At 64.8% G+C, this 12,520-nt stretch carries 18 protein-coding genes and 1 pseudogene; 11 read left to right on the forward strand and 8 right to left on the reverse strand.

What is annotated here, in order from left to right; genetic code table 11:
• Nucleotides 1–289: 289 nt before the first annotated feature.
• The 4 genes and pseudogenes from ACROSR_RS12400 to ACROSR_RS12415 form a co-directional block, all read right to left on the reverse strand.
• Nucleotides 290–844 (reverse strand): DUF3489 domain-containing protein, encoded by a 555-nt coding sequence (locus tag ACROSR_RS12400; RefSeq protein WP_432685490.1) that lies wholly within the window; start codon nt 842–844, stop codon nt 290–292.
• 106 nt (nt 845–950) lie between these two features.
• Nucleotides 951–1,217, reverse strand: a pseudogene (locus ACROSR_RS12405) (hypothetical protein); the annotation flags it as partial.
• A 110-nt stretch (nt 1,218–1,327) separates the two neighbouring features.
• Nucleotides 1,328–1,546 carry a hypothetical protein gene (locus ACROSR_RS12410; RefSeq protein WP_432685492.1) on the reverse strand — a complete coding sequence of 73 codons (219 nt, stop codon included), beginning with the start codon at nt 1,544–1,546 and terminating at the stop codon, nt 1,328–1,330.
• Nucleotides 1,543–1,737: a hypothetical protein gene (locus ACROSR_RS12415; protein WP_432685494.1), complete on the reverse strand. Its 195-nt coding sequence runs from the start codon at nt 1,735–1,737 to the stop codon at nt 1,543–1,545. The genes ACROSR_RS12410 and ACROSR_RS12415 overlap by 4 nt, the downstream gene beginning before the upstream one ends.
• A 123-nt stretch (nt 1,738–1,860) precedes the next feature.
• Here ACROSR_RS12415 and ACROSR_RS12420 point away from each other — a divergent pair, with 123 nt between their 5' ends.
• The 5 genes from ACROSR_RS12420 to ACROSR_RS12440 all read left to right on the forward strand — a co-directional run bounded on the left by ACROSR_RS12420 (nt 1,861) and on the right by ACROSR_RS12440 (nt 4,325).
• Complete coding sequence (locus ACROSR_RS12420; RefSeq protein ID WP_432685496.1) at nt 1,861–2,424, forward strand: hypothetical protein; 564 nt, start codon at nt 1,861–1,863, stop codon at nt 2,422–2,424.
• Nucleotides 2,417–2,674 (forward strand): hypothetical protein, encoded by a 258-nt coding sequence (locus ACROSR_RS12425; RefSeq protein WP_432685611.1) that lies wholly within the window; start codon nt 2,417–2,419, stop codon nt 2,672–2,674. The genes ACROSR_RS12420 and ACROSR_RS12425 overlap by 8 nt, the downstream gene beginning before the upstream one ends.
• 69 nt (nt 2,675–2,743) lie before the next feature.
• On the forward strand, nt 2,744–3,193 hold the full coding sequence (locus ACROSR_RS12430) for a Clp protease/crotonase-like domain-containing protein (RefSeq protein ID WP_432685613.1): 450 nt from the start codon (nt 2,744–2,746) through the stop codon (nt 3,191–3,193).
• On the forward strand, nt 3,190–3,327 hold the full coding sequence (locus ACROSR_RS12435) for a hypothetical protein (RefSeq protein WP_432685615.1): 138 nt from the start codon (nt 3,190–3,192) through the stop codon (nt 3,325–3,327). The genes ACROSR_RS12430 and ACROSR_RS12435 overlap by 4 nt, the downstream gene beginning before the upstream one ends.
• Before the next feature lie 806 nt (nt 3,328–4,133).
• Entirely contained in the window at nt 4,134–4,325 is a 192-nt protein-coding gene (locus ACROSR_RS12440) for a hypothetical protein (protein WP_432685498.1), read from the forward strand.
• A gap of 48 nt (nt 4,326–4,373) precedes the next feature.
• Here ACROSR_RS12440 and ACROSR_RS12445 read toward each other — a convergent pair whose 3' ends face one another.
• The 4 genes from ACROSR_RS12445 to ACROSR_RS12460 are packed head-to-tail and all read right to left on the reverse strand — an operon-like array spanning nt 4,374 to nt 8,988.
• Nucleotides 4,374–5,285, reverse strand: coding sequence for a carbamate kinase (locus ACROSR_RS12445; protein ID WP_432685500.1), 912 nt, complete (start codon nt 5,283–5,285; stop codon nt 4,374–4,376).
• A gap of 4 nt (nt 5,286–5,289) precedes the next feature.
• On the reverse strand, nt 5,290–6,291 hold the full coding sequence (gene argF, locus ACROSR_RS12450) for an ornithine carbamoyltransferase (protein WP_432685502.1): 1,002 nt from the start codon (nt 6,289–6,291) through the stop codon (nt 5,290–5,292).
• A 10-nt stretch (nt 6,292–6,301) separates the two neighbouring features.
• The gene (locus ACROSR_RS12455) at nt 6,302–7,531 is read right to left on the reverse strand and encodes an arginine deiminase (protein ID WP_432685504.1); all 1,230 of its coding nucleotides are present in this window, start codon (nt 7,529–7,531) and stop codon (nt 6,302–6,304) included.
• Nucleotides 7,528–8,988: a YfcC family protein gene (locus ACROSR_RS12460; RefSeq protein WP_432685506.1), complete on the reverse strand. Its 1,461-nt coding sequence runs from the start codon at nt 8,986–8,988 to the stop codon at nt 7,528–7,530. Before ACROSR_RS12460 ends, ACROSR_RS12455 begins: the two co-directional genes overlap by 4 nt.
• A gap of 180 nt (nt 8,989–9,168) precedes the next feature.
• Between ACROSR_RS12460 and atpD the strand changes: the two genes are divergently transcribed.
• Genes atpD through ACROSR_RS12490 form a run of 6 tightly spaced genes read left to right on the forward strand, consistent with a single transcriptional unit; the run spans nt 9,169 to nt 12,520 of the window.
• Nucleotides 9,169–10,569 (forward strand): F0F1 ATP synthase subunit beta, encoded by a 1,401-nt coding sequence (gene atpD / locus ACROSR_RS12465; RefSeq protein WP_432685508.1) that lies wholly within the window; start codon nt 9,169–9,171, stop codon nt 10,567–10,569.
• Complete coding sequence (locus ACROSR_RS12470) at nt 10,559–10,951, forward strand: F0F1 ATP synthase subunit epsilon (protein ID WP_432685510.1); 393 nt, start codon at nt 10,559–10,561, stop codon at nt 10,949–10,951. Before atpD ends, ACROSR_RS12470 begins: the two co-directional genes overlap by 11 nt.
• The gene (locus ACROSR_RS12475) at nt 10,948–11,235 is read left to right on the forward strand and encodes an AtpZ/AtpI family protein (protein ID WP_432685512.1); all 288 of its coding nucleotides are present in this window, start codon (nt 10,948–10,950) and stop codon (nt 11,233–11,235) included. The genes ACROSR_RS12470 and ACROSR_RS12475 overlap by 4 nt, the downstream gene beginning before the upstream one ends.
• Entirely contained in the window at nt 11,228–11,527 is a 300-nt protein-coding gene (locus ACROSR_RS12480) for an N-ATPase subunit AtpR (protein ID WP_432685514.1), read from the forward strand. Before ACROSR_RS12475 ends, ACROSR_RS12480 begins: the two co-directional genes overlap by 8 nt.
• A 25-nt stretch (nt 11,528–11,552) precedes the next feature.
• Nucleotides 11,553–12,239, forward strand: coding sequence for a F0F1 ATP synthase subunit A (locus ACROSR_RS12485; protein WP_432685516.1), 687 nt, complete (start codon nt 11,553–11,555; stop codon nt 12,237–12,239).
• 2 nt (nt 12,240–12,241) lie between these two features.
• Entirely contained in the window at nt 12,242–12,520 is a 279-nt protein-coding gene (locus ACROSR_RS12490; protein ID WP_432685518.1) for a F0F1 ATP synthase subunit C, read from the forward strand.

A 12,520-nucleotide genomic window follows, 5' to 3' on the forward strand; every position in this document is an offset into this window, starting at 1 on the left:
CAGGTGCCCCAAGGTCTTCCTCTCGGCGATCGCGCTAGCCGCGACTGTCATCTATTGGTTATGAGTCCAGACCCTAGCATCGTTATGGGCATTGCTGCATGTGTCCCATCCATCACTACCACTTATCAACACGTGCGAACGTCCGGTCCGGGGCTGGCACCTGCCGAATGCAGGTGCAGTATCCGAGTCAGTGCCGGCGGTCGATGCGGGCTCCAAGCCGTCATCTGAGTCTTTCAGTCGGACTTGATGGTTCCGCAATATGCCTGACCGGCGGTAGCGTAGGATCGTGTCACGCGATTCGATGCACCGTTCCTCGTCCTTGTTCCTTCGCTGAAGTGATCGCGAGACCCAGCTTCTTCTTGAGCCCGCCCGAGATCATGCCTCTCGCTGAATGCGGCGCCCATCCCGTCACCTCGACGATCTCACCAATGGACGCCCCCTCGGGCCGCTGAAGCAGCGCGATGATCTGGGCCTGCTTCGTGCCCGCCCGGATGGCGACGGGCTTCGGGGCATCGGGCGATTGGGGCGTCGGCGCGGGATCCGGCTTGGTCTTGCGTGGATTGGGCACTGTGCTGGCCACGACCGGCTCGATCCCGATCGCTTCGAGCCCGGCCTCGGTGGCAACAAGCGTGGTGCCGTGACCATCGCCGGTCTCGCGCCAGAGCGGATCACCGCGGCGCAGGTCGGCTTCGACCTCTTGGAGCCAGCCGCGCGAGATCATCGCGGCCACGGCTTTCTTCGCGGCGGCCCCGTGCAGCCCGTCGGGCAGTGGCGTGGCCAGATTGCCGGGGCGCGTGGCCGCGCGATTGAGGACGATGGTCTGGGTATCGGTGAGTTTGAGCATGAGGACCTCCGGTTCTGACAGGGCGGCGCGGGATTGCGCGGCCTCCTACCGGGTGAAGCCCGCCGCGAAGGCAGGCCGCACCCTTCTCCGGGGATTGGAAAAGCTGGCGGGCGTATTCGCCCTCGCCGAAAGCGCTGTCTGTGATGCGCTTGAGCAAGCCGTTGTAGTGCTCGAGCGTGCCGACCATGGCCCAGCCCACCTCGTCGGGGTGGCAGTTGAAGTGATCGTCGCTGAGCGCCTGCAGGCGCGCGAGCATCTCGTCGATCTCTGCCTTCTTGCCGATGAAGGCGTTCAAGGCTGCCTCCTTGTTGCGCCGTGCCTTCTCGGCGCGCAGTTCGTGGCGGGGTGTGGTTTGCGGTTTCAGGCTGGTCATGGTGTGGCTCCGTTGGGTGAGTTGCATCGTTTGGGTGTCATCACAATCGCTCTGGCAGGTCGGAAAGTGTAGGCAAATCAGCATCATAAGATTGCGTTCTGCTCATCCGATCAGATCAGCCCCATCCCGGCCAGCACGGTGCTGGCAGCGGCAAGCTGAGTAGTCGGCAGTTCGATCTTGAGATGCGAGATCACGTCCGACGCCTCGGCGGTGATGCCATTGTCGCGCAGCACGGCCTCGATGGCGTCAGCGACGGCGTCGGGGTGCTTGCGATCAAATCGGTCGGGCAGCGTGTCGTGATCGATGCGGATTGTGGTGATGGCGGTCATGCGGTGTCTCCATCCTGCTGTTCGAGCATTGCGAGGATCGCGCAGGCCATCCCGCCGAGGAATTCGCTGCGGCGAAAGACGATCTCGTCTATGTTGTTTGCCGTGGTGATCGTGGGATCGACCGCGAGGTCTTCCGCCATATGCGGCAGCAGCCGGGCGGCCTCGGTGTTGTAGCGTTGGGGGATGGTCATGGGCGTGTCTCCGATCAGGCTTTGTTGTCCTGATCCGAGAATCGCTCCGATCCGGAACGTAATCAACTGAATTATATGACCTTTATCGTTTATCTTCAATAGACTAACGGAGCGCATTGGGTCGTGGAAGGTCTGTCCGAACGTGCCTATGCCGCCCGGTCCGGGCTGTCGCGCGGGGCCGTGCAGAAAGCGCGCAAGACGGGGCGGCTGGTGCTTTATCCGGATGGCTCGATCAACGCGCCCGCCTCGGATGCGCGGCGGGCGGAGACGACCGATCCCGACCAGCAGATGCGGGCGCAGGGCGGGGTTGGCACCGGCGGAGGCGATGGCGCGGCCGGCACCGTCTCCGGCCCCGGCGACAGCGCGTCGTACCTGAAGGCCCGCACGGCGCTGACCGTCTACCAGGCGCAGGAGCGCCAGTTGTCGATCCAGCGCAAGAAGAGTGCGCTGGTCGACCGTGCGCGCGCCGAAACGCTGGTGTTTCGCCTTGCCCGCCAGGAGCGCGATGTCTGGGTTACCTGGCCCACGCGCGTGGCGGCCTTGATGGCCGCGCAACTGGCCGCATTGATGGAGGCCGCATCGGGGGAGGCCGTGACGATCGAGACGGCGATCCTGCAGAGGGTGCTGGAAGCCCATGTCCGAGAGCAGCTCACCGCCCTCGCAGACCCCCGGGTCTCGCTTGAATGATGGGGATGATGACCACGGTCTGACCGACAGCGACCTGACCGCCGACCTCGACCTCGGCTTTGAGGGCGCCGACGACATCCTGCGCGCCTGGCGGCGCGGCGTGCGGCCCTATCCGGACCTCACGGTGTCGGAATGGGCGGATGCACATCGGTGGCTGTCCTCGCGTGCCTTCAACACGCCACTACTGGTCGAGCCTGCCAAGGCCGTGGTGTTCTTGTCGGGACTTGGCCCACGCATTTTGGAGCGGTAGGTCGAGTTGGCAGGCATGGATGGCGTGCCAGAGGGCGCGGCGCCTCTGCCTGCTGCGCGTGCCAGAATTATGTCTGGAAACCTGGCCGAAAGCCTGCACCAGGACGGTGACGCGTCCTACCCGATCATCGACGGCATGGCCGTGATTGAATTCTCCGGCGTGCTCATCCATCGCTGCGGCTGCATCGGGGAGTCCTCGGGGTGGACCAGCTATGAAGATATCGCTGCCCAGATCGAGGCAGCGGCCAGCGACCCATTCGTCCGGGGCTTGGCACGGGAGATGAACAGCGTCGGCGGCGAGGCGGCCACGGTTTCCGATCTCGCCGGCCGCGTCCGTGCCCGGCGGTGCGAAAAGCCAGTCTCGGCCTTCGTGACCGAGCAGGCCTTCTCGGCGACTGTGCGCTGGCAAGCCAGGCACACCGCATCTTGCTGCCGCGCACCGGGACGATTGACAGCATCGGAGTCGTCGTCATGCATGCCGGTCTCAGCGGCCAGCTCGACCGGGACGGCATGCGCGTGACGCGGATCCATACCCCGCTCGTCGAGCAGATCCTCGACGTTGCGCAACGAAAGCGGAAATCGAACGTAGAGCATGACCTCGCCAAGTGCGTGTTTCAGCTTCACGGGGTGGATGCCGACGGTGGAACCCTCTGACTGGTCGCGTTGATGCCCCCCGTTCCAGGCCGAACAAAAGCCCGATCGCCGACGCCAGTCCACGTTGCTGAAAAATTTCGAGGTCGTCCATTATTGCGGCGCATCTGGGTTGGCTCAGTCCAGCGCATTATGCCCGATTGCCCTGCGCCCGAAATGTCGGATCCGTCTGCATCTGGCACGTCCCTTGCCAGATCTCGCAAGGCGCTGCAGAGCCGCTCTTCCAGAACCGCGTGGTAAAATGGCATCGCCAGCATGTCAGATACGGTCAGCTCAACGCTCGACCGCGAGGGCCAGAAGATGGGCAAGGTGTTCGGCGGCGGTTAAAACATCTCCGCGGCCATAAGTCGCTGGCTCTGACGCTCAGTATGGAGGCGCAGTAGCCTGCGCCGATTTGCGCCATCAATGCCCGCCCCTGTTTAGCGAAATCCACACTGCCCTCAGCAATATCCATGTCCGGCAGGTCTCACAGCGGCGGGCCGACGCGCGCCATCTATGGCGACGAGAACACGATCGACAGGGGCGTGCGTAGGCGAAAATCATCGCAACTGGCATCCGGCGCGACCATGCGGCCGAAGATATGCCCCTCCCCCCCCGGCTCATGAAGCAGCACGCGATAGCCATACGGATCTCTCGCAAGGAAGATCGGCAGATCGCCGATACGCAGGGTTTCGCGGTCGATTTCGGAAAACTCCTACGATCCAGCGGAACGTCCAGCGTATCCAGCCAAAGACCGTCAAAATGAGCTGGCCTCACTTTCGATGAGTTGGACATCGTGCGTCCGGCGTTTGTGCGATCTGAAAAAAGAGATGTCGCTGCCCAATGACGCGGTGCCGGTCGTTCTCAACCTGATTGATCACCTGCACCAGACCCGCCGCGAGCTTCGCGCGCTGACAAGAGCGATCGAGGAACCGCCCGAAGACGTTCGATATTCGATCGTGTCGGTGTCCCATGGCCTTCACGTCCGCACGAATCGCGGGGACGATGACGACGAGCGGTGAGCGCCGCAGGCGCGCCAGCCGGCCTGCGCATCCGGCGCACTGATCGGCTCAGGATACCGCGATGCGGGTGCCCGAGCGGCCCTCGATGATTGCCAGAGCGTCACTCAGCCTGCCGATGCCGGTCCATCGCTGGCCGCCGCGCGCGAATTGCGCGCCGGCCATCACCTTCGGTGCCATGGAACCCGCGGGCAGGTCCAGCGCCACGGCCTCCTGCGGGGTCAACTGCGCGATCCGCTCGGCCGCGTCGGTGCCAAATCCTTTATAGACGCCATCGACATCGGTGAGCAGCAGCAGCGCGTCAGCCCCCAGTCCCTCGGCGAGCAGGGCGCTTGTCGCATCCTTGTCGATCACGGCCTCGACGCCAGTTAGGGCTCCGTCAGCATTCTCGATCACGGGGATGCCGCCGCCGCCCGCGCAGATAACGATGGTGCCGTGCAGCAAGAGCAGGCGGATCACCTTGAGATCGGGGATCTCGACGGGCGCGGGCGAGGGCACGACGCGGCGCCATTTCTGGCCATCCTGCGCGATGGACCATTTGTGCCGTTCTGCCACGCGCTCGGCCTCGTCGCGGTCATACACCGGTCCGACGAATTTCGTCGGGCTGGCAAAGGCCGGATCGTCCGGGTCGACGCGCACCTGCGTCAGCAGCGAGGCGACCGTGCGGTCATGGTCCAGCGCATTCTCGAGCTCCTGTTCGATAAGATAGCCGATCATGCCCTCGGTCTCGGCCCCCATCATGTCGAGCGGATAGGTCTCGTCGGGCTTGTAGGCCAGCCCCTGCAACGCCAGCAGCCCGACCTGTGGACCGTTGCCATGGGTGACCACCAGATCATGACCGGCGCGCACCACCTCGGCCAGTGCACATGCGGCTGTGCGGGCATTCTCGCGCTGGTTTTCGGCGGTCAGGCTCTGATCCCGTCGCAGCAGCGCATTGCCGCCCAGTGCGATCACCACAAGCATGGCATCAGCCCCCCAGCGTGGCGACAAGAACTGCCTTGATCGTGTGCAGCCGGTTCTCGGCCTGATCGAAGACGATCGAGGCCGCGCTTTCGAAGACCTCGTCGGTGACCTCCATCTCGGAGATGCCGAATTCGGCCTCGATCTTCGCGCCCATCTCGGTCTCGGCGTTGTGGAAGGCGGGCAGGCAATGCATGAAACGCGTGCGCGGATTGCCGGTATTGGTCATCACATCGGCGGTCACCCGGTAGGGTTGCAGCAGATCGATCCGCTCGGCCCATTTCTCTTTGGGTTCGCCCATCGACACCCAGACATCCGTGTAGAGGAAATCCGCGCCGAGCGTGGCCTCGGCCACGTCCTCGGAGATCAGGATCCGCGCGCCGGTCTCGGTGGCGATGGCGCGCGCCTCGGCCTCGATCGCCTTGTCGGGCCAGCAGCTGCGCGGTGCGCAGAGACGCACATCCATGCCCATCTTGGCGCCGCCGATCAGCAGGCTGTCGCCCATGTTGTTGGCCGCGTCGCCCAGAAAGCAGAAGATGATGTCGCGCCACGGTTTCTGCGCGTGTTCCTGCATGGTCAGGAAATCGGCGAGGATCTGCGTCGGGTGGAACTCGTCGGTCAGCCCGTTCCAGACCGGCACGCCGGCATGCGCGGCCAGATCCTCGACCACCTTCTGGCCGAAGCCGCGATATTCGATCCCGTCGAACATGCGGCCCAGAACGCGGGCGGTGTCCTTGACGGTTTCCTTGCGCCCGATATGCGAGCCCGAAGGCCCCAGATAGGTGACGGTCGCGCCCTGGTCATGCGCGGCCACCTCGAAGCCCGCACGGGTGCGGGTGCTGTCCTTCTCGAAGATCAGCGCGATCTCCTTGCCTTTCAGCCCCTCGCGTTCGGTGCCGGCATATTTCGCCGCCTTGAGGTCCGCCGAGAGTTTCAGCAGGAAGCCGATCTCGGCGGGGCTGAAATCCCGCAGGCTCAGGAAGTGACGGTTTTTCAGGTTGAAGGCCATCTCGGTTCTCCTAGACCGGGTCACGGATCGTGGGGCAGCTCATGCAGCGCCCGCCACCGCGGCCGCGGCCAAGCTCGGCGCCCGGCGCCTCGAGCACATCGATGCCCTCGGCGCGCAGCGCGGCGTTGGTGTCGTCGTTGCGGTCATAGCCCACCACGAGGCCCGGGCGCAGCGCCAGCACGTTGTTGCCGTCGTTCCATTGCTCGCGCGAGGCCTCGAAGGTGTCCTCGCCGCCGGTCGGCACGACGGTCAGCTTCTTGAACCCCATCGCCTTGGCCAGCACGTCGAAGAGCGGCCGGTCGATGCGGCGGATGTCGAGCGGCGCGTGCCCCTCGCCGGGATGCAGGTCGTAGACGGTCATCTCGGCCGCGACCTCGGTGAAGCTGGTCACCACCTCACCGCCGCAAAAGGTGAAAACCGTGTCGAGATGCATCGCGGCGCGCGATTTTGGAAGCTGGCAGGCCAGCACGCGGGTCGCGCGGCCCTGATCGAACAGCGCCTCGGCCAGCAGACCCACCGCCTGCGGCGACGTTCGCTCGCCCATCCCGATCAGGACGAGGCCATCGCCCACCGGCATCACGTCACCGCCTTCCAGCGTGGCGCGGCCGAAATCATGCGTGGGATCGCCCCAGAGCACCTCGACCCGGCCCGCGAATTTCGGGTGGAACCGGTAGATCGCGGCGCTCAGCAGCGTCTCGGGCCGCCGCGCCTGCCAATACATCGGGTTGAGGGTGACGCCCGAATAGATCCAGGCGCTGTTGTCGCGGGTAAAGAGCGTGTTGGGCAGCGGCGGCAACACGAAGCCGAGCCGCCCGAGATACGATCCGAACATGCCCGCGGGCTCGAACGGCAGATCATCCACAGTCAGCCCGCCCATCAGGAATTCGGCAAGCGCGGCACCCGGCAGTTCGTCCATCCAGGCGCGCAGATCGTCCAGCATGCCGACCCCGATCTCCTGCGGCGTGACCCGGTGATCGAGCACCCAGGCACGCGCCTCCGAAATGTCCAGCACCTCGCCCAGCATCTGCCCGGTATCGAGCACCTCGACCCCCTCGCCGCGCATCAGGTCGGCAAAGACGTCATGGTCCTTCTGCGCCTGCTTGACCCAGAACACGTCATCGAAAAGCAAGTCCTCGCAGTTCTCCGGCGTCAGTCGCCGATGCGCGCGACCGGGTTTGCAGACGATCACCTGCCGCAGCCGCCCGGTCTCGGAATGCACCCCCAGTTGCTCCTCGCTCATGCCACACCTCCCATCGCGGCACCAACCGCCAATGCCCCCATGATGAACACCGTCAGGATCACCAGCAGCGGCCAGATGAAGACGATCCAGCGGTCATAAGGCACCCGCCCGATCGCCAGCCCGCCGATCACCACGGCAAAGGTCGGGTTGATCAGGTTCACCAGCCCGTTGGCGGATTGATAGGCCGTCACCACCAGATCGCGCCCGACATCTGCGAAATCCGCCAGCGGCGCGAGAATGGGCATCGACAGCACCGCCAGCCCCGAGGACGAGGGCACGAAGAAGCTCATCCCGACTTCGATGCCGAACATGGTCGCGATGAACGCGATATTGGACATCTCGCCCAGTGTCGCGGCCGAGGCGTTGAGGATCGTGTCGGCGATCCGCCCGTTTTCCATCACCACGACGATGCCGCGGGCCAGACCTATGACCAGCGCCACGCCCAGCAGGTCGCGCGCGCCGTCGATGAAGGCCCCGGTCAGCCGCTTCTCGCCCAGCCGGGCGATGATCCCGGTCACGATTGCGGCTCCGAGAAACAGCGCGCCCATCTTTGCCATCCACCAGCCCTGGCTCGACACGCCCCAGATCATCACGATGAACGTCGCCGCGAACAGCACGAGGATGATCTTCTGCGTGCCGCTGAGGGTGTCATCGCCCCCCTCGCCGCCCTGGCCCTTCAGGAAATGCCGCTCATGCGCGTCCCATTGCTGGGCGACGACCGAGCGGTCGCGATCTTCCTTAACCCGGGCCGCGTAGCGCATGACATAGGCCACGCAGATCGCCAGCCCGCCGAGCAAGATCACGAAGCGCAGGATGATGCCGTTGGTGAACGGGATCGAGGCCGCGTCCGAGGCGATGATCGTGGCAAAGGGGTTGATGGTAGAGCCGAGCACACCGATGCCCGCGCCGATCAGGATGATCGCGACCCCTGTGATGGCGTCATACCCGGCCCGCAGCACCAGCGGCAGAAGGATGGCGTAGAAGGCCAGCGTTTCCTCGGCCATGCCGTAGGTCGTGCCGCCGGCGGCGAAAAGCGCCATCAGGATCGGGATCATCCATATCTCGCGGCCTTCCATCGACCGCATGGCTGACCGCATGCCGGTGTCTATGGCCCCGGTAGCATTGACCACCCCCAGAAAACCGCCCAACAGCAGCACGAAAAGCGCCACGTCGATCGCGTTGGCGGTGTAACTGTCGGGATCATAGAAGCCGCCGATCGGGGCCAGAAGAACATCGACCGGCCCCTGTGGATTGGACTCTACAGTCTGGTAGGTGCCCGGCACCGCCACTTCGCGGCCGACCTCCTCGTTCATCTCGCGGTCATATTGCCCGGCGGGGATGATCCATGTCAGCACGGCGACCAGAACGATCAGCGCGAAAAGGATCGTGTAGGCCGTCGGAAAGCGTGATTGCAGGTCAGCCTCCTGATCCTGCGGCGTTTGGGACGGGTCAGACATGATCGCTCCTGCATGCTTTCAAAAACGTCCGGAAACTTTAGGAGCACAGGGCCGCTCGACATTAACCTGCGTTAAGCGTCGCTGACGAACGGCAGACAGACATGCGCTGGTTTAACTTCGATCAAGGTCAGGGCGCGCAACCTGGCATTAGCATCAGCGTGCAGGCAGCGGAGGCGGCACATGCCAGTGCAGGACAAAGACGTGGGACACATCATTGCCATCGAAGGCGGCATCGCGGATATCCGCTTTGCGCATGGCCTGCCGATGATCACATCGCGGCTCGTCACCCTGAGCCATCCGGAAATCACCATCGAGGTGGCCGGGCTGCCCGCGCATGACATTGCCCGGGGGCTGGTCATGAACCCGACAGGCGATCTGCGGTTGGGGCTTGAGGTCCGCGACACGGGCGGCCCAATCGAGGTGCCGGTCGGCGACGCGGTGCTTGGGCGCATGTTCAACCTCTTCGGCGAGACCATCGACGAGGGCGATCCGCTGGAGGATGTCGCCCGCCGGTCGATCCTGCGCGATCCGGTGCCGCTGTCGGAGCGCCGCGTCGAAGGCGATATCTTCGAGACCGGGATCAAGGCGATCGATCTGCTCAGCCCGCTGGAGCGCGGCGGCAAGGCCGGGCTTTTCGGCGGTGCGGGCGTCGGCAAGACCGTGTTGATCACCGAGATGATCCATAACATGGTCGCCGAATACCAGGGCGTGTGCCTGTTCTGCGGCATCGGCGAACGCTGCCGCGAGGCCGAGGAACTCTATCGCGAGATGGGCGATGCCGGCGTTCTGGAGAACACGGTGATGGTGTTCGGTCAGATGAACGAAAGCCCCGGCGTGCGCTTTCGCGTCGGCCACGCCGCACTGACCATGGCCGAGCATTTCCGCGACCAAGAGCGCCGCGATGTGCTGGTGCTGATCGACAACATCTTCCGCTTCGTGCAGGCGGGTTCGGAAGTGTCCGGCCTTCTGGGGCGCATTCCCAGCCGCGTGGGGTATCAGCCGACGCTTGGCACCGAACTGGCCGAACTCGAAGAGCGGATCTGTTCGACCGACAGTGCCGCCATGACATCCATACAGGCGGTTTACGTGCCGGCCGACGATTTCACCGATCCTGCCGCAACGCATACATTTTCGCATCTATCGGCCTCGATCGTGCTGTCACGCAAGAAGGCCTCCGAAGGCCTATATCCCGCCATCGACCCTCTGCAGTCGTTTTCGCGGATGCTCACCCCCGGCACGGTCAGCGACGAGCATTACCGCGTGGCGCGTGCGGTGCGCAACACGCTGGCGGAATACGACGATCTCAAGGATATCATCGCGATGCTGGGGCTGGAGGAGCTGTCGGAAAAGGACCGCGCCACGGTGCGGCAGGCGCGCCAGCTCGAGCGGTTCCTGACCCAGCCCTTCTTTACCACCGAGGCGATGACCGGCACCAAGGGCGCACTTGTCGCGCTGGAAGACACGGTGAAAAGCTGCGCGCGCATTCTCGATGGCGAGTTTGGCGACCGCGCCGAGGGCGATTTCTACATGATCGGCACCGTCGACGATCTCGAGGCCAAAGGGGGTACGGATGGAGCTTAGGATCATCACCCCGGAGAAGGTCGTTCGTCGTGAGGATGTCTGCCGGATCGTGGCCGAGGCCTCTGACGGGGTGTTCGGCATACTGCCGCGGCACATGGACCATGTCACGCAACTGGTGGCCGGGGTTCTGGTCTACGAGACCGACGAGGGTGCGGAACACTTCGTGGGCGTGAACGCCGGCACACTGGTGAAGACCGGGCCGACGGTGATGGTGGCCGTGCGCGCCGCGATCGAGGGCGACGACCTTGCACATCTGCGCGACCGGGTCGAAGCCGAGTTCCGACGCCACACCGAAGAGGAGCGCAAGGCGCGCTCTGCGCTGGCGCGGCTCGAGGCGCACATGGTCCGCCGGTTCCGCGAGTTGCAGGGGGTGGATCAGTGACGCAAGACCCCGACGACGAGTCCGAGACCATCACGCGCAAGGCCGCACGCATGCAAGAGGCCCGAAAGCGGCGCAGGGAAAGCCCCTGGTTCGGGCTGGGCATGTTCGGCCTTGTCGGATGGGCCGTGGCGGTGCCGATCATCGTCGGGATCGCGCTGGGCCGCTGGATCGATGCGCGCTGGCCGGGCGACACCTCGTGGACGTTGGCGCTGCTTCTGGCGGGCGCCGTTCTGGGGGCGCTCAACGCGTGGTACTGGATGCAGCGGGAAGGGCGCGATGACTGAGGTTTCTGGCCCGGCCATCCTGTCCCTGCTGGCCGGGGGCGCATTCGGCCTGCTCTACATGGGCCTGTTATGGGGCGCGGTGCGCGTCCTTGCATCGGGCCGCAGCGTCTGGCTGTTCGCGGCCATGGGGCTGCTTCGGGCGCTTTTGCTCGTGGCCGCCCTCTGGCTGGCCGTCCGGACCGGTGCAGCGGCGGTTCACATCGCTTTTGCCCTGCTGGGATTCATCGCCATCCGTCTGATCGTCAGCCGTATGGCAAAAACCGCACGTCCGGAGCGTCTGCCATGGAAATAAGTCCCGACACATGGGTTCTCTATGAATGGGGGGGCTGCGGCTCAATGCCACGATCGTGTTCACATGGGGGGTCATGGCGCTCCTGGTGCTGGTGTCTTCGGCCATCACCGCGCGGCTGAGCGAGGGCGAGACCGTATCGCGCTGGCAGGTGATGCTGGAGGTCGTGATCACCACGATCCGCGACCAGATCGACGAGGTCGGGGCCGCGGATCCGGCGCGATACCTGCCGTTCATCGGCACGCTGTTCCTGTTCATCGCGATGGCCAACATCCTGACCATCGTGCCGGGATATCACCCGCCCACCGGGTCGCTGTCGACCACCGCGGCGCTGGCCATATGCGTGCTGATCGCGGTGCCGATCTTTTCGATCTCCCGCCGCGGGTGGCGCGGCTATCTCGGGTCGTATCTGCAACCAAGCCCGTTCATGCTGCCCTTCAACCTCATCGGAGAGCTGTCTCGCACGATCGCGCTCGCGGTCCGGCTCTATGGCAACGTCATGAGCGGCACGGTGATCGCCGGCATCCTGATCAGCGTGGCACCGTTCTTCTTCCCGATCCTCATGCAACTGCTCGGCCTGCTCACCGGCCTGATCCAGGCGTATATCTTCGCCATCCTGGCAATGGTCTATATCGCGTCTGCCAGCCGGTCCCGGCAACAAGTCGAGTCCGCGACCCCCGACGCCCCGGATAATGAACGCCACGAAGGAGACTGACCATGGACCCCGCGACAGTGATTGCCACGATCTCGATCATCACGGCCGGTGTGACCATCGCCATCGGCTCGATCGGGCCGGCGCTGGCCGAGGGGCGCGCGGCCGCGCAGGCGCTGCAGGCGCTGGCGCAACAGCCCGACGCCTCGGACACGATCACCCGGACCCTTTTCGTCAGCCTGGCGATGATCGAATCCACCGCCATCTACTGTTTCGTCGTGTCGATGATCCTGCTCTTCGCGAATCCTTTCGTCGATGTGGCGGCTCTGGGCGGCGGGGGCTGA

This window comes from Roseovarius tibetensis (genome assembly GCF_050896375.1).
Classification (GTDB): Bacteria; Pseudomonadota; Alphaproteobacteria; order Rhodobacterales; family Rhodobacteraceae; genus Roseovarius; species Roseovarius tibetensis.